Genomic DNA, 14,832 nt, shown 5'->3' with positions numbered 1-14,832 from the left:
TTTCCTCTCGGACGCCCGGGCTCACACCCGGGTCAGGAAGGGGTAGAGAACGAAGCCCATGAGAACGAACACGAGCATCGCTCCGGGTACGTCGAGGCGGCCGGTGACCGCCTCGGCGCGACTGAGGTTGTCGGTGCGGATCTGGTCGCGTAGGGAGTCGGCCCGGGTGCGCAGCGTCTCGTGGACCTGTGCGCCCTCGGTGCCGGAGGACTGCATGATCGCGCCGACGTCGCCGAGCTCGACGACGCCGATCTCCTCGGACAGCTCGCGCAGCTCTTCCCATGGCGAGTGCATCTGCAACTGGGCCATGCGCAGCGCGGAACGGATCCGTTCGAAGACCCAGCCGTCGCAGACCGCGGCGGCGTTCTCCAACGCCTGCACCGGACCGTGTGCGGCCGTCAGCTGCAACGCCACCAGGTCGAGATAGGTGCAGACCGCCCGGGTGAATTCCCGCCGGGCCCGGTCGGCCTTGCTGAGCACGTCGCGGTGCGCGATGAACGCGGCGGCGGCGGCCAGGCCGAGGCTGCCGATCACCGGGACGAAGAACGGCAGCCCGATGCCGATGAGTTGACAGAACACCGTCAGCAGCACCGGCGCGAGCAGTCCGGCGCCGGCCGCGGTCAGCAGGGACAGCGCGTACTGCTCCGGCGTGCGGCCGAGCAGCGCCAGGTCGCGGGTCGGCGGGCGGAGCCAGCGGGACAGCCCGCCGAGCCAGTCGAGGTTGCGCCGGGTTTGCACGGTCGGGCCGCTCGCACCCGGCTGGTGCAGCCTGCGCAGTGCGGGTGCGAGCGCGGGCGAGGCCGGCAGCGACTCCCGGATGATGACGAACGCGCCGGCGCCGATCAGCGCGCCCCCGAGCACGCCGGAGACGAACGGCAGGTTGACGACGATCACCGCACCGCCTCCTCGAGCTTGGGCGCCGCCAGGAAGCGGTTGGTCTTCGCCGGCAGGCTCATCGTGCGGACCCAGGCCAGCAGGCCGATGAACACGGCGCCGAGCACCGCCATCACGATCTGGCCGGTCGGCGTGCCGTACGGGCGCATGTAGTCGGGGTTGATCAGGCCGTAGGCCAGCACCAGCAGCACCATGCCGGTCAGGAAGCGCACCGCGAACCGGGGCTGCGTGCGCTTGGCCTCGATCTCGCGGCGGGTGGCGACCTCGGCGGAGGCGGCCGACGCGATCGAGCCCAGCACGTCGCCGAGGCGTTCGCCCCGGTCCGACAGGTGCAGGATCAGCGCCGCGACGACCTGGTCGGCCACCGGGTCGGCGATGTCGTCGGCGAACGCGAGCAGGGCGGTGCGGGCCTGCCAACCGGCCTGCAGGCGGGCGGCGAGCAACCGCACCTCCTCCTGGACCTGCTCGGGCACGGTCGCGACGGTGCCGACGATCGCCTGCTGCAGGCCCTGCCCGGTGCTGGAGACGTCCTTGAGCCGCCGGGTCCACTCGCCGATCGCCTCGATCCGGGCCACTGCCCGCTGCTCGGCCCGCCCGACGGTGAACAGCCACGGCGTGCCCGGCACGGCGATGGCGACCAACAGGCCGACCATCGGCAGCCCGGTGACGAGAAACGCCAGCGCACCCGCTCCGGCCGCGCAGACCAGCAGGATCTGGTGGCGGCGCCGGTCGCGCGGGTTGTCGCTGGAACCGGTCCACAGTCGACTCAGCGCGGAGTTGCGCGCGGGCCGCGCAGGCGCGGTGGTGCCGACGACGGCCACCACGGCCAGGACGGCGCCGGCCACGCAGGCGGCGCCGGCGAGCAGTGCGATCAGCTCGAGGTCGGCGGGCAGCTTCACATCGACCTCCGCTGCTGGAGCTGGGTGTGCCTCGGGCGGCGCCAGGCACCGGTGCCGGCCTCGATGTAGCGGGTCAGCATCCGGGCGTCGTAGCCGATCCGCATGAGCTGGTCGCGGACCCGCTCCGGCAGGTGCTTCGGAACCGCCCGGCCGTCGGCGCCCGGGCCGAACACCGTGGTGGTCGAGATGCGGTTGTGCTCGCTGACCCCGATCACCTCTTCGATGTGCGAGACGAAGCGGTGCTTGCGGCCGCCGATCGCGGTCTCGTCCTCGACCGTCACGTAGACGATCAGGTCCAGCGCGTTGCCGGCCATCCGGCGGGCCTGGTCGACGGTCATCTCCCGGCCGTGGGACAGCGCGAGCTCGATGATGCGTTCGCTCACCCCGCCTGGCGTACGCGCGTGAATCGTGCACATCGAACCACGGCTCGTGGTCATCGCCTGCAGCATCGGCACGATCTCCCGTGACCGGACCTCGCCGACGATGATCCGCAGGACGCCCATCCGCAGCGAGACCGGGATCAGGTCGGCGATCGTCACCTCACCCGCCGGGCGACCGTCGAAACCGCGCTCGCCGTGGCCTTCGCGGGCCTCGAAGCTCATCACCGCGCGGTGCTTGAGCTGCCGGCGGGCGGGCAACAGCTCGCGGCTCTCCTCCAGCAGCACGTACGGCTCGTCGGCCGGGATCTCGTTCATCAGGGCCCGGATGACCGTGGTCTTCCCGGCGCCGGCCAGCCCGGCCACCATGATGTTGAGCCCGGCCCGCATCGCCCCACGCAGGAAGTCGCGGACCAGCGGGTCGACCATCTCGTCGAGGTCGGCGCGGGCGCCGGCCAGTTCGTCGAGCGTCACGTCGAGGGTGTTGTGGCGCCGGATCACCGCGTACGGGCGATGGCTGACGAGGAACACCGCGGCCAGCCGGCTGCCGTCGGGGAGCTGGAGGTCGAGGGTGGGCTTGGAGGTCGACAGGCTCCGCTCGGTCGAGCCGGCCCGGCGGGCCGCGGCCTGGAGGATCTCCACCATCTCGTCGTCGCTGTCGGCGATCGGGTCGCCCCAGTCGACGCCGCCGCCGTGCCGGGTGATCCGGACCTGGTCGCAGCCGAGGATGTGCACCTCTTCGATCGACTCGTCGATCAGGAGGGACTGGAGCCGACCGAGGCCGACCAGCTCGGCGGTGACCTGGTCGAGCAGGGCGCGCTCGTCGGCGGCGTGCAGCGGCGTGCCGGCCCGGCGGACCGCGTCGGCGTACGCGGCGACCACCTCGGCGGCGAGCCGCGTGCGTTCGAGGTCCTCCTCGCCGGGCGTGTAGTCGCGGCCGCGCTGCCAGCGGGTCAGCCGTTCGGAGAGCTCCCGGCGCAGCTCGCGTACCAGGGCGAAGTCGACCCGGCGCCGGGTCTGCGGCAGGGGCTGGGTCGGTGCGTGCGGCTGGCCCGGCTGGCTTATCGGTGGGGGTGCCGGGTTGGGCTGGTCCGGATGGTGGTGCCGTCCGTTCGGCGTCAGCGGCGGCATCGGCGGCACGGTCGAGGTGGCGCCGACCTCGTGACCGCGGGGGTCGTAGGCGACGGGCTCAAACCGCATGGCCCACCTCCGCGACGGGCCAGCTCAACCGGGCCCGGCGGCGGTCGAGCAGGCTGTGCACGGGCACCTCGAGCGCGCCGGCCGCGCGCATCAAGGGCCGGTTGGCGCGCACGGTGCCGCCGTGGGTGAGCACCTCAGCGGTACGCGGGTCGTGCGGCAGCTGCCCGATGACCGGCAGCTTCAACGCCTTGCTGATCTCGGCCTTCGGGTGACCGTCGCCGACCACCAGCAGCCGCAGGTTGCCGGGTGGCACCCGGTGGTCGGTGAAGTCGCGCTCGATCGCCCGGATCGCGCCGCGGGCCGCCGAGAGGTCGGCCAGCCGCGCTCCGGTGACCACCAGCACGGTGGCCGCGGCCCGCAACAGTGGCCACGGCGGGTTGCCGACCTGGATGCGTCCACAGTCGACCAGCACGTCGAACGGCGGCTGGCCGCGTTCGAGGGTGCCGAAGAAGTCCGCGAACCGTTGCCACAGCGGGGTGACGCTGCCCGCCTGCGCCGCGTCGACCACGCCCGGCAGGAGCAGTCGCTCCCGCCTGGGCGCGTCGAGGTCGACGAGCTGCGACCAGAAGTGGGCCTCGAGATTGCCGTCGCGAAGTTCCGCGACGGCCACCTCACCCAGGCCGCGCCGCCCTTCCAGCGCGCCACCGAGGTAGCCCGCGAGGATCGAGCCGCCGGACGGGTCGCACTCGGCCAGCACCAGCCGGCGGTGCCAGGTCAACGTGCAGGCCAGGGCGGCGGTCGTGACGCCGGGCGCACCCTTGCCGGAGACCAGCGCGATGATCGCCACGGTCACGCGCCAGGCACGAGGACGACGGCGATCCGGTCGTCGGCCGCCAGCAGGACGACCGCGGCCACGTCGGTGGCGCGCAAAGCCAGGTAGACCGTCGCGTTGCCCCGGTCCAGCGCCATGTCGATGACCGTCGCGTCGTACCGGGTGATCGCCGGTGGTGCGTCCTTCTCGGGCGTGCCGACCAGGATCACCTTGTCGCCGGGCAGCAGGCGCCGCGCCGGCACCTGGTTGGCCCGCAGGCCCAGCGCCACCTGCTGCTGGCCCTCGGTGAGCAGCGGCTTGTCGGTGAGCTGCGACATGGTCAGCAGCGAGCCGGGCATCAGCGTGACCGCTGCGCGCTTGCCGACGACCTGGGCCCGCTGGCTGGCCGGCACTGACGCCAGACCGGCGCCACCAGCCACTTGCACGGTCGCCAGGTCGTCGGCGGTCAGCGTGGTGCCCTGCGGCACCGAGCGCGCGACGGCGAGGTAGTCGCCGGTCGCCTTGACCGACGTGATCGCGAACGCGGCGCCGAGGCCGCCGAGCGCGATCAGGAGTACGGCCAGGCCGAGCAGCCCGGGGCGCATCCGGCGCTGCCGGATCACCTTGGGCGGGGCGATCGGCGCCGGCACCGGCATCGCGGAGTTGCGGGTCGGTGTCGCGGTCACTTGGTCACCACCTGGAGTTCGTCGATCTGGATCTGCGCTTCGTTGTCCCGGGTGACGCCCTCGATCGTTCCGTTCACACCACCGGCGACCCAGGTGACGGTCCAGGTGGTGGTCGCCTCGACGGTGTAGCTGCCGCCGCGCGGGCTGGCCGCCCGGTATCCGTCGTAGCCGCAGGTCGGCGACTTGCCGCCCTGCCGGACATAGGGCGTGCCCGGGTTGGTGCAGGTCACGGTCTTTCCGTCGCCCATCCGGAAGACGATCTTGCCGACGGCCGCCGTCAGGGTGACCGTGACGCCGCCTTCGGACTCGCTGGCGGTCATCGGCCCCCAGGTGCTCTCGTCGTCGCCGGGATCGGGGTCGGCCGGCACCCAGAGCCAGATCGGCAACCCGACGAGTCCGGGGCCGACCGCCGGGTTCGGCGCGATGCCGATCTCCGGGGGAAGCAGGTCGAGGCTGTCCAGCGCGCGTTGGGCGAGCACGGCCGGGTCCGGCGGTGCGTTGAAGCCGGGCGGCGGGTCGTCGAGGATGACCGGCTCGCCGCCGGCCAGTCCGCCGGCGCCGCAACTGCGGATGTAGGCCGTGCTGCCCGGCGGCACGCCGGCGGGCTGCGGCTCGGCCACCCGGTAGTAGCAGCCGTCCGACTGGTTGAACCAGCCGAGCAGGTCGTCGTGGCAGGGCACGACCTCGCCGTCGCGCGTGCACGGGCCGCCACCGCCGCCGTTCCCGCCGCCACCGTTGCCGCTGCCACCGCCGTCGCCGGTGCCGCCGCCACCCTCGCCCCAGCCCTCGCAGGTCGTCTGGTTGGGCGGGCACTCGGCCCCGCCGCCGGGCGCGGCCGCCAGCGCGACCACGGTGCCGGACAGCACCAGCGCGAGGCCGGCGGTGAACGCGCCGAACCGGGCCAGCCGGCGGGCGGTCAGCACGGCTGGTCCCGGTGCGCCAGGCCGGCGTTGATGAGCCAGCGGCCGTCGGGATAGCGGCTGGCGGTCGCCGTGGCGACATAGCGGCCGGCCGCGTGGCCCGGCACCTTCTTCTTCGTTCTCGCGTCGACCATCGCGTAGCCGGTGGCGTCGATGCAGTCCTGGATCGAGACGGTCGCCGGCACGGAATCCAAGCTCACGGCGGTGACCCGTGGGTCGGAAATGAGTTTGCCGGTACGCATCGCGCCATGCTCCTTAATGTCACGAATAGTGGTCCGGACGCGGGTCAGCAGCGGATCGCCGAGGTATTTCTTCAGCTCCGGATAGTTCGGGTCGGGAATTGCCTCGGCCTTTCTGGCGGCCGCTAGATAACCGGCGTACGCGTCGAGCGCGGACTTCGTCGCCGCGGCCTTTTCGGGATTGGTCGCGGCTGCCGGCGCGTTGTCGAATGTGGCCGCCGATGGCGGCTCGGAACCGCAGGCGGCGAGGGCCGCCACAAGCGCGACGGCGAGCGCGGCGCTCGCCGTTCGTGGTGCGGGCACGGTGCATCCTCCCTGTGTCGCCTGGGACCGTGGGGCGAAACTGGGCGTGGTAAGCCAAGGGTCGGACCATGATCCGACCGCGTTTCACATTTATTAACTTGGATCGTCAAAGCCGTGGCGGAGTGCTTATTGATCGGTAGTGCAACACCCGAGGGCCGAGCATAGGCTGACGATCGCCGATGCAACAGAGGCGATCCGAAATAACACGTAGGGTCACGGAAGGATCAATGGTGGCGACGTTATTCGGCTGGGTGCGGCACTCGGGTACGCGCATCCCGCGCTCCTTATCATGTGACGGACAGCGTGTGCGATACGCGCCGCGATATGCGCGAGACCGTCGGTTTGTGTCCGATTCACGGACCGGCGGTTTGTCCGCTGGCTCACCGTGGTCCGGGTTGTGGCCGGGGCTGGCGCGAAGATCCACGAATGCGATCATGGCGTTACTCTCCGTGTTGATTTGGCGGTTGGCATGACCCCGGTCGCCCGGGTACGGACGGCGCCGAGGTGGCTACCCGCCGTGGTGGTGACGCCGCTGCTCCGGTGGCTGGCGCTGGGCCATTCGGTCCCGTCGGGGTCGCCGTGGTTGCGTGCCTGCCCTACGTGCGCGGCGCCGACGGGATTCGGCGGGCCGCCGGGTGCGCTGCTGCCGCTGGGCCGATGTGGTGGCTGTCGCGCTCGGGTCGGTCCGCCGGCGTTCACGGTGGAGCTGCTGGCGCTGCTCGCGCTCGCGGCCGGGCTTTTCGTGGTGCCGTTGCCGGTGCTGCCCGCTTATGCGTGGTGGGCGGCGTTTGCCGTACCCCTGGTGCTGGTCGATCTCGCCGTGCACCGGTTGCCGGACCGGTTGACCCTGCCCGCTGCGGCCGGCGTCGTCCTGCTGCTGCTTGGCCCTTCGCTGGTGTCTTTCGGCTTCGATCGCTGGTGGCGGGCGGTGCTCGCCGGTCTGGCGCTCGGGCTCTTCTTCGCGTTGACGACGGTGCTGCTCGGGCGGCGGGGGTTCGGCCTCGGCGACGCGAAGCTGGCGCTGAGCTGCGCGGCGCTGCTCGGCTGGTTCGGCTGGGGCTTCGTGCTGCTCGGGCTGATGGCCGCGCTGGTGGCGTCGGCGCTGGTCAGCATCGCGTTGCTGATCGCCGGCCGGGTGCGCTGGTCGAGCCACCTGCCGTTCGGCCCGTTCCTGATCGCGGGCACGGTGGCGGCGCTTTTTGTCGTACCCGGGTCATAGCGTGTCCGCGTGGTCACCATCGATGACGTGCGACGGCTCGCCACCACTCTGCCGCGGGCCTACGAGGTGCTGGTCCGCGACCGCGTCAAGTTCCGGGTCGGCAGCCTCGTCTTCCTGTCCTTCTCGCCCGACGAGACCGTGATGGGTTTCGGCTACCCCAAGGAGGAGCGCGTCGCGCTGGTCGAGGCCGAGCCCGACAAGTTCCTCATGCCGATCCCGTCCGACGAGCGCTACAACTGGGTCCGCGTCCGACTAGCGGCGATCGACGAGACGGAGATGCGCGAGATCGTCCTCGACTCCTGGCGGATGTGCGTCCCCAAGCGGGTGGCACGCGAGTTCCTGGAGGCGACCGTGGGATAGCGAGCTAACGTCGCACGAGTGAGCGCGGAGACGATGGTCGGGTTCGGCCGCAAGCAGGCGTGGTTGGCGATCCGCGGCCGCGACCCCGGTGCGGTCGTCGACGCGCTGGGCCTGCGCGACCTCGGGCCCGCACCATGGCGCGAGGGTGTCGACCTGGCCCACCTCACCGACGACCGGCTGGCCGTCACACCTCCGCTGCCCGGCGCGCGCGACAACGACTGGATCCTGGTAGCCGGGCGCCGCCTCTTCACGATCCCGAGCACGGTCGAGGCGGTGGCGCTGTCCGTCGCGCTCGCCACCGAGGTGCAGTTCTTCGCCACCCACCGGGTCGGAGAGCAACACCGCTGGGTCCGCGCGGTCGACGGCGTGCTGGTGCGAGCCTTCGACTTCGTCGGCGAGACGGGCGAGGTCACCGAGTGGCGCGGCGACCCGGACGAGGCCGAACGCTCACTGGGCATTCCAGAGACCGCACCGGACCCGGACGACCTGCTCGTCGGCGAAGACGACGTGACCCGCCTGGCGGGCCAGTGGAGCGTCGACCCGACCGTCCTGGACGGCCAGCCGTCGCCGGGTCCACTGCACGTGGCCGCGGCGCCCGACTGACGTGTCGGCGATCGCCTACGAATGGCGCGGCGTGTTCAGCAACGCCGAGCTCGAAGCCCTACATACGGAAGGCTTCGCCCCCGCCGGCCCGGCCACCGACGTCCGCTCTGACGTTGACCGCGACGACTGGTGGGGTCGGGTGCAGCGGCACAGTCTCGGATGGGTTTGTGCTCGGCTTGACGGTGCGCTCGTCGGGTTTGTCAACGTCGTGTGGGACGGCGGTGCGCACGCTTTCGTTCTGGACACCGTGGTGGCGGAGCGTGCCCAGCGCCAGGGCGTCGGAGCAAGGCTGGTCCGCCTTGCCACGGACGAGGCCCGCGCGGCCGGTGCCGCCTGGCTGCACGTCGACTTCGAGCCGCACCTGCGCGGCTTCTACCTCGACGCGTGCGGCTTCAGTCCTACCGACGCGGGCCTGATCGCACTTAACACCTAGAGGCGGAAATCCAGGTCCGGCGTGATCGTCTGGGTGTCCATCTGGGCCTTCTGGAGCCGGCCCGAGTAGTCCCAGTTCATCGACTGCCAGCGGGTGAACTGGTCGAGTACCCACACGCCGGACTGCCGGGAGCCGTTGCCCGACTTGCCGTTGCCGCCGAACGGTAGGTGGGCCTCGGCGCCCGACGTGGAGTTGTTGACGCTGACCATGCCGGCCGAGACGCCCGAGCGGAACGCGAACGCCGACCGGGGATCGTTCGTGTAGATCGACGAGGAGAGGCCGTAGCCCGGCGCGTTGGCCAGCTCGATCGCCTCGTCGAGGTCGCGGTAGGGCAGCACCCCGACGATCGGGCCGAAGGTCTCGGTGCGGAACAGCTCGTCGTCGGGGCGCACGCCGGCGACCAGCGCGGGGTGGTAGAACAGCCCGTCGGCGGGGTTGCCGGCGAAACCCGCGCGGGGGTTGTCGGCGGTGATCCGACCGATCGGGCCGAGCACGCGGTGGTGGTCGCCGATCCAGGTCAGGTATTCCTCGTAGCGCTCCGCGAACCGGTCGGCCAGCATCGGTCCATAGAGGACCTCTTCGCGCGTCGGGTCGCCGATCACCGCGTCCGCGAGGGCCTTGCCGAGCGAGTCCACGAAGGACTCGTACACCGACTCGTGCACGATCGCGGTCCCCAGCGACGTGCAGCGCTGGCCCGCGGTGCCGAAGCCGCCGAACAGCGCGCCCTCGACGGCGAGCGACAGGTCTGCGTCGGGCGTGACCACCATGGGGTTCTTGCCGCCCAGCTCCAGGCAGGGCGTCTGCAGGTGCCGCCCGGTCAGCTCGCCGATCCGCGCGCCGACGGCCGACGAGCCGGTGAAGCCGACCTTGTCGACCAGCCCGGCGTCCAGGGCGAGAGACAGCCCGTCGAACGTGGCCGCCCCGTCCGCGTCGACCACCGAGAAGACCCCGTCGGGCACACCCGACCGCCGCACCAGGGCCGCCAGCGCGGCGGCGCTCGCGGAGGCGTACTCGGCCGGTTTCCACACGACGGCGTTGCCGCAGAGCAGGGCGGGCACCAGATACCAGGACGGCACCGCGACCGGGAAGTTGCCGGCCGTGATGATCGCGGCGACCCCGACCGGCACCCGGAAGGTGAACAGCTGCTTGTCGGGCATCTCGCTGGGCACGGTCTGCCCGTACATCCGGCGGCCCTCGCCCAGGAAGAAGTCGCAGGTGTCGATGATCTCCTGCACCTCGCCGCGGGCCTCGAGGATCGGCTTGCCGATCTCGCGGGTGACGAGTTGGGCGAGCGTCTCGAGGTTGGCCCGCACCAGCCGGCCCAGGTTGCCGATGACCTGACCGCGGACCGGAGCCGGCACCGCCGCCCAACCACGCTGCGCGGCCCGGGCGGTGCGGCACGCGGCCACGAAGCCGGCGGCATCGGCCAGCGGCACCTCCGCGACCACGTCGTCGAGCCGGGCGGGGTTGACCGAACGGTAGATCGTCGTCATGCCACCACCCTAGGCCCCGTTCAACAGCGGGGGCCGGGCCGCGGCGGAGCTTAGGCCGCGTACGCGGGCAGGTTGAGGCCTGCGCGGATGGCCTTCTGGACCGTGGCGGGGTCGGGCCGGGCGTCGACCGTGAGCACGTACTCCTTGCGCCGGAAGAGCTCCAGCACCGGCTCGGTCTTGCCGTAGTAGTCGCGCAGCCGGGCCGCCAGCGCCTCCGGGGTGTCGTCGTCGCGAGTGACGAGCCGGCCGCCGCAGACGTCGCACTTGCCCTCGACCTCGGGGCGGTCCGAGATGAGGTTGTAGTCCATGCCGCAGGCCGCGCAGAGGCGGCGGCTGAGTACCCGCTTCTGCACCTCCTCGTCCGGCAGGTCGAGGTGGATCACCCCGTCGATGTCGTAGCTCTCCAGGAAGAACCCGGCCTGCCGGACGTTGCGTGGGAAGCCGTCGATGAGGAAGCCGTAGTTCCAGTCGTGCTGCGCGAGCCGGTCCCGCACGATCGACTCGACCAGGTCGTCACCGACGAGCTCGCCCGCGGCCATCGTGCGGCGTACCAGGGCGCCGATCTTGGTGTGCTGCTGCACGTGCCACCGCAGGATGTCGCCGACGCTGATGTGGGTCAGCTCGAGGTCGTGGCGCATGAGGGTGCACTGGGTGCCTTTGCCGCTGCCCTGCACGCCCATGATCACGTACTTCCGCATGCGAGAACGGTCCCACCCGAGCGCCCCGGCCCGCATCAGATTCCCCGACCCAATTACTGGAACGTACCATTCCGTTCTGCTATGGTTAAGCGGAACGGAACACAACGCTCCGATGGAGGGCCACGATGAACCCGTACCGCCTCGAGATCCCCCAGGCCGACCTCGACGACCTGCGCGCCCGGCTGACGGGTGCCCGCTGGCCGTTCGCGCTGCCCGGCGCCGAGTGGTCGCGCGGCGTCCCGGTCGACTACCTGCGCGAGCTGGCCGCCTACTGGGCCGACGGCTACGACTGGCGCGCCGCCGAGCGCCGGATCAACGAGTTCCCGCAGTTCACCACCGAGATCGACGGCCAGCGGGTGCACTTCCTGCACGTGCGCTCGCCCGAGCCCGACGCGCTGCCGCTGGTGCTCAGCCACGGCTGGCCCGGCTCGATCGTCGAGTTCCTCGACCTGATCGGCCCGCTGACCGACCCGCGGGCACACGGCGGCAACCCGGCCGACGCGTTCCACGTGGTGATCCCCTCGATCCCCGGCTTCGGCCTCTCCGGCCAGGTCACCGAGGCGGGCTGGGACAGCCGCCGGATCGCCGCGGCCTTCGCCGAGCTCATGCGCCGGCTGGGCTACGACCGCTACGGCGCACAGGGCGGCGACTACGGCGCCTTCATCGCGCCGGACCTCGGGCGGGTCGACACCGACCACGTGATCGGCATCCACGTCAACGCGGCCACGCTGGGCTTCATCCCGTTCGGCGAGGTGCCGGAGGAGGAGCAGGCCACGATGACCGACGCGGAGCGGGTGCGGCTGGGCCGGCTAGCCAACTACATGGCCGACATGAACGGCTACTTCCAGATCCAGGCAACCCGACCGCAGACCCTGTCGTACGCGCTGGCGGACTCACCCGTCGGCCAGCTCGCCTGGATCGTCGAGAAGTTCCAGGAGTGGACGCACGGCGGCAAGCTGCCGGAGGACGTGATCGCCCGCGACGAGATCCTCACCAACGTCATGCTCTACTGGCTGACCAACACCGCCGGCACGTCGGCCAACCTCTACTACGAGAGCATGCACAGCGGCAACTGGCCGACGCCGAGCGGCGTGCCGACCGGGGTCGCGGTCTTCGCGGAGGACGTGGCGATCCGCCGCTACGCGGACCAGACCAACAACATCACCCACTGGACCGAGTACGACCGCGGCGGCCACTTCGCGGCCCTCGAAGCGCCGGACCTGTTCGTCGAGGACGTCCGCACCTTCTTCCGCACGGTCCGCTAAGCCCTAGCAGCAGGTTGGAAGATCTCGATCAGATTGCCGGCGGGGTCGGCGAGTAGGACCTGACGGCCGCCCGGACCGGAGACGGCGTCGCTGCGAAACGCGACGCCGTCTCCGCGCAGCCGGGCGATCTCGGCGTCGAGGTCGTCGACGGTCAGGTGGATGCGGTTGCGGCCCGGCATGGCCGCGTCGGCGGGGGTCGCGCGGGCGCCGGAGCTGGTGGGCCCGGAGAGCAACAGCCGCAGCGGTCCACGGGTGACGTCGGCAAAGGCCGGCGCCACGTTGGTGTTCAGCTGGAATCCTAGGTGGACGGTGTAGAAGTCGACGGCCGCCTGGACGTCGTCGACGAGGTAGCGGACGGTCGCGTACTCGGTCATGGCGGTCCTCCTGCACTGGTCGGTCTCGCCAGAACAGGGAGCAGGTGGCGCACCCGGGCCGCGATGTCGGCAGCGGTGCGGGCGAATGCCGGATAGCCGCCGACTGCGGCCGGGTCCGGGATGCTCCAGTGGATCTGGCGCGGGTGGTCGGGAAACTCCGGGCAGATCTCGCGCACCTTGTCGCACAACGTGATGACGTAGTCCTGGCGCTGGCCGGCGAGGGTGTCGAGGTGCCGCGGACGCTGGTCGGCGATGTCGAGGTCGAACTTCTCGCGCAGCACGCGTACGGCGTCGGGGTGCACGGCCGGCTTCGGGTGGCTGCCGCCGCTGACCACGCGCACCTGGCCACCGGTCTCGTGGCGCAGCAGCGCCTCCGCGATGACCGAGCGCGCGCTGTTGCCCGTACACGCGAACAGCACGGCGACCGCCGGAAACCGCTCCGGGCGGTCGACGGCCGCGATGTCGCGGCGCAGGGCCGGGTGGAGGTCGGCGCCGCTGTCGGCCAGCGCCTGGCCGCACCGGTCGAGATCCAGGTGGTAGTAGCTGTCGCGGCCGTCGAGGCTGCTGCGGTTGGCGGTGACCAGACCGCCGTCGCGGAGCAGGCGCAGATGGTACGACACGAGGTTCTGTGGTTGGTCGAGCAGAGCGGCGAGCTCGCGCACCCGCAGGTCACTGCCGGCCAGGCTGCTCAGCAGGCACCACCGCAGAGGATGCGCGGCGAGGCGGAGGAAGGGTGGGGCGGCTTGACCCGTCGACGCCATGCGATCGAGAATACATCAAATCGGTTTGATGTACTTTCGAGAGGGCAACCATTGTCCGACCAGCTCGCCAGGCGGCTCGGCACCCGGGACGCGGTGCTAATCGGCCTCGGCTCGATGATCGGGGCGGGCGTGTTCTCGGCCTTCGGCCCGGCCGCCCGAGCCGCGGGCACGGGTCTGCTGATCGGCCTCGCGATCGCGGCGGTCATCGCCTACTGCAACGCGGTGGCCTCGGCCCAACTCGCCGCGACGTACCCGACCTCCGGTGGCACCTACGTCTACGGCCGGGAGCGCCTCGGCGACTGGTGGGGCTTCACCGCCGGCTGGGGGTTCGTGGTCGGCAAGACCGCCTCCTGCGCCGCGACGGCGCTGACCTTCGCCGCGTACGCCGTGCCAGGCCCGTGGTGGGCACAGCGGATTGTGGCGGTGGCCGGCGTGATCGCGTTGGCGGCGCTCAACTACCGCGGCGTGACGCGCACCGCGCAGCTCACCCGCGTGCTGGTGGCCGCCAGCCTCACGGCGCTGACAATCGTGGTGGTCGCGATCGCGGTCGGCGGCCAGGCCAGCACCGCGAACCTGGGCGGTTGGTCGGCACTGACCTCCGGCGGCGTCTACGGCATCCTCCAGGCGTCGGGGCTGCTGTTTTTCGCCTTCGCGGGATACGCGCGCATTGCCACCATGGGCGAGGAGGTACGCGATCCCGCGCGCACCATCCCTCGCGCGATACCCCGGGCGCTGTTCATCGCCGTCGTGGTCTACCTGGTCGTCGGCATCGCGGCACTGCTGGCCGCCGGACCGGACGCGCTCGCCGCCGCGACCGCGCCGCTGAGCACCGCCGTACACGATGCCGGTTCTGGAGCGGTGGCCCCCGTGGTCCGGATCGGTGGGGCGGTGGCCGCGCTGGGCGCGTTGCTGGCGTTGATCGCCGGCATCGGCCGGACCACGCTGGCCATGGCCCGAAACCACGACCTGCCGGGGTGGCTGTCGGCGGTGCATCCGCGCTACCGCGTCCCGCACCACGCCGAGGTGGCGTTGGCCGTGGTGGTCAGCGTCGTGGTGGCCACCGTCGACCTGCGCGGGGCGATCGGCTTCTCGTCGTTCGGCGTGCTCGTCTACTACGCGGTGGCCAACGCATCGGCGTTCACCCAGCCACGGGAGGACCGGCGCTGGCCGCGCTGGCTCAACGTCCTCGGCGTAGCCGGCTGTCTGACGCTGGTCGCGACCCTGCCCTGGCAATCGGTGATCGCCGGTGCGGTCATGTTCGCCATCGGTCTCGGCGGAAGGGCGCTGATCTTGGCACACCGCCGACGCGACTCAAGCCCTCGCTGACCGCAGGCGGTGGGCGGTCCGGGTCGCGGGC

The 14,832-nt window shown here is 71.6% G+C and carries 17 protein-coding genes; 6 read left to right on the top strand and 11 right to left on the bottom strand.

Annotated features, from left to right (window positions below; translation table 11 throughout):
- Window positions 1–21: 21 nt before the first annotated feature.
- The 7 genes from CHC05_RS16985 to CHC05_RS16950 are packed head-to-tail and all read right to left on the bottom strand — an operon-like array spanning window position 22 to window position 6,224.
- Complete coding sequence (locus CHC05_RS16985) at window positions 22–891, bottom strand: type II secretion system F family protein (RefSeq protein ID WP_245870998.1); 870 nt, start codon at window positions 889–891, stop codon at window positions 22–24.
- The gene (locus CHC05_RS16980) at window positions 891–1,793 is read right to left on the bottom strand and encodes a type II secretion system F family protein (RefSeq protein ID WP_425426770.1); all 903 of its coding nucleotides are present in this window, start codon (window positions 1,791–1,793) and stop codon (window positions 891–893) included. Before CHC05_RS16980 ends, CHC05_RS16985 begins: the two co-directional genes overlap by 1 nt.
- Complete coding sequence (locus tag CHC05_RS16975; RefSeq protein ID WP_089249854.1) at window positions 1,790–3,370, bottom strand: TadA family conjugal transfer-associated ATPase; 1,581 nt, start codon at window positions 3,368–3,370, stop codon at window positions 1,790–1,792. The genes CHC05_RS16980 and CHC05_RS16975 overlap by 4 nt, the downstream gene beginning before the upstream one ends.
- On the bottom strand, window positions 3,360–4,157 hold the full coding sequence (locus tag CHC05_RS16970; protein ID WP_089250374.1) for a CpaE/TadZ family protein: 798 nt from the start codon (window positions 4,155–4,157) through the stop codon (window positions 3,360–3,362). Before CHC05_RS16970 ends, CHC05_RS16975 begins: the two co-directional genes overlap by 11 nt.
- Window positions 4,158–4,159: 2 nt before the next feature.
- Complete coding sequence (locus CHC05_RS16965; RefSeq protein WP_089250372.1) at window positions 4,160–4,777, bottom strand: SAF domain-containing protein; 618 nt, start codon at window positions 4,775–4,777, stop codon at window positions 4,160–4,162.
- A 26-nt stretch (window positions 4,778–4,803) separates the two neighbouring features.
- Window positions 4,804–5,730 (bottom strand): hypothetical protein, encoded by a 927-nt coding sequence (locus CHC05_RS16960; RefSeq protein ID WP_179266227.1) that lies wholly within the window; start codon window positions 5,728–5,730, stop codon window positions 4,804–4,806.
- Window positions 5,724–6,224, bottom strand: coding sequence for a hypothetical protein (locus CHC05_RS16950; protein WP_245870943.1), 501 nt, complete (start codon window positions 6,222–6,224; stop codon window positions 5,724–5,726). Before CHC05_RS16950 ends, CHC05_RS16960 begins: the two co-directional genes overlap by 7 nt.
- A 514-nt stretch (window positions 6,225–6,738) precedes the next feature.
- Between CHC05_RS16950 and CHC05_RS16945 the strand changes: the two genes are divergently transcribed.
- The 4 genes from CHC05_RS16945 to CHC05_RS16930 are packed head-to-tail and all read left to right on the top strand — an operon-like array spanning window position 6,739 to window position 8,884.
- Window positions 6,739–7,488, top strand: coding sequence for a prepilin peptidase (locus tag CHC05_RS16945; protein WP_089249846.1), 750 nt, complete (start codon window positions 6,739–6,741; stop codon window positions 7,486–7,488).
- A 9-nt stretch (window positions 7,489–7,497) separates the two neighbouring features.
- Entirely contained in the window at window positions 7,498–7,848 is a 351-nt protein-coding gene (locus CHC05_RS16940) for an MmcQ/YjbR family DNA-binding protein (RefSeq protein WP_089249844.1), read from the top strand.
- A gap of 18 nt (window positions 7,849–7,866) precedes the next feature.
- On the top strand, window positions 7,867–8,451 hold the full coding sequence (locus tag CHC05_RS16935; RefSeq protein WP_245870942.1) for a hypothetical protein: 585 nt from the start codon (window positions 7,867–7,869) through the stop codon (window positions 8,449–8,451).
- 1 nt (window position 8,452) lies between these two features.
- Window positions 8,453–8,884, top strand: coding sequence for a GNAT family N-acetyltransferase (locus CHC05_RS16930; RefSeq protein WP_245870941.1), 432 nt, complete (start codon window positions 8,453–8,455; stop codon window positions 8,882–8,884).
- Here CHC05_RS16930 and CHC05_RS16925 read toward each other — a convergent pair.
- Both CHC05_RS16925 and CHC05_RS16920 read right to left on the bottom strand, forming a co-directional pair.
- The gene (locus CHC05_RS16925; protein WP_089249842.1) at window positions 8,881–10,377 is read right to left on the bottom strand and encodes an aldehyde dehydrogenase family protein; all 1,497 of its coding nucleotides are present in this window, start codon (window positions 10,375–10,377) and stop codon (window positions 8,881–8,883) included. The genes CHC05_RS16930 and CHC05_RS16925 overlap by 4 nt on opposite strands.
- Window positions 10,378–10,427: 50 nt before the next feature.
- Window positions 10,428–11,075, bottom strand: coding sequence for an adenylate kinase family protein (locus CHC05_RS16920; RefSeq protein WP_089249840.1), 648 nt, complete (start codon window positions 11,073–11,075; stop codon window positions 10,428–10,430).
- Window positions 11,076–11,200: 125 nt separating this feature from the next.
- Between CHC05_RS16920 and CHC05_RS16915 the strand changes: the two genes are divergently transcribed.
- On the top strand, window positions 11,201–12,340 hold the full coding sequence (locus CHC05_RS16915) for an epoxide hydrolase family protein (protein WP_089249839.1): 1,140 nt from the start codon (window positions 11,201–11,203) through the stop codon (window positions 12,338–12,340).
- Here CHC05_RS16915 and CHC05_RS16910 read toward each other — a convergent pair.
- Together CHC05_RS16910 and CHC05_RS16905 are read right to left on the bottom strand one after the other, a co-directional pair.
- Window positions 12,337–12,714 (bottom strand): VOC family protein, encoded by a 378-nt coding sequence (locus CHC05_RS16910; RefSeq protein ID WP_089249837.1) that lies wholly within the window; start codon window positions 12,712–12,714, stop codon window positions 12,337–12,339. The two genes, CHC05_RS16915 and CHC05_RS16910, sit on opposite strands and share 4 nt — an antisense overlap.
- Window positions 12,711–13,475 carry an arsenate reductase/protein-tyrosine-phosphatase family protein gene (locus CHC05_RS16905; protein WP_089250366.1) on the bottom strand — a complete coding sequence of 255 codons (765 nt, stop codon included), beginning with the start codon at window positions 13,473–13,475 and terminating at the stop codon, window positions 12,711–12,713. Before CHC05_RS16905 ends, CHC05_RS16910 begins: the two co-directional genes overlap by 4 nt.
- A 51-nt stretch (window positions 13,476–13,526) precedes the next feature.
- Between CHC05_RS16905 and CHC05_RS16900 the strand changes: the two genes are divergently transcribed.
- Window positions 13,527–14,801, top strand: a complete 1,275-nt coding sequence (locus tag CHC05_RS16900) for an APC family permease (protein WP_281257680.1) — start codon at window positions 13,527–13,529, stop codon at window positions 14,799–14,801.
- Window positions 14,802–14,832: the final 31 nt, after the last annotated feature.

It is taken from the genome of Asanoa hainanensis, assembly GCF_900188485.1.
Taxonomy (GTDB): Bacteria; Actinomycetota; Actinomycetes; order Mycobacteriales; family Micromonosporaceae; genus Asanoa; species Asanoa hainanensis.
This window is presented reverse-complemented; position numbering and strand designations above follow the sequence as displayed.

Excerpts from the sequence above, each read along its gene's own strand:
- CHC05_RS16920 (WP_089249840.1), bottom strand. The coding sequence starts at position 11,075 with ATGCGGAAGTACGTGATCATGGGCGTGCAGGGCAGCGGCAAAGGCACC.
- CHC05_RS16910 (WP_089249837.1), bottom strand. The coding sequence starts at position 12,714 with ATGACCGAGTACGCGACCGTCCGCTACCTCGTCGACGACGTCCAGGCG.
- CHC05_RS16975 (WP_089249854.1), bottom strand. The coding sequence starts at position 3,370 with ATGCGGTTTGAGCCCGTCGCCTACGACCCCCGCGGTCACGAGGTCGGC.
- CHC05_RS16925 (WP_089249842.1), bottom strand. The coding sequence starts at position 10,377 with ATGACGACGATCTACCGTTCGGTCAACCCCGCCCGGCTCGACGACGTG.
- CHC05_RS16965 (WP_089250372.1), bottom strand. The coding sequence starts at position 4,777 with ATGCCGGTGCCGGCGCCGATCGCCCCGCCCAAGGTGATCCGGCAGCGC.
- CHC05_RS16905 (WP_089250366.1), bottom strand. The coding sequence starts at position 13,475 with ATGGCGTCGACGGGTCAAGCCGCCCCACCCTTCCTCCGCCTCGCCGCG.
- CHC05_RS16915 (WP_089249839.1), top strand. The coding sequence starts at position 11,201 with ATGAACCCGTACCGCCTCGAGATCCCCCAGGCCGACCTCGACGACCTG.
- CHC05_RS16945 (WP_089249846.1), top strand. The coding sequence starts at position 6,739 with ATGACCCCGGTCGCCCGGGTACGGACGGCGCCGAGGTGGCTACCCGCC.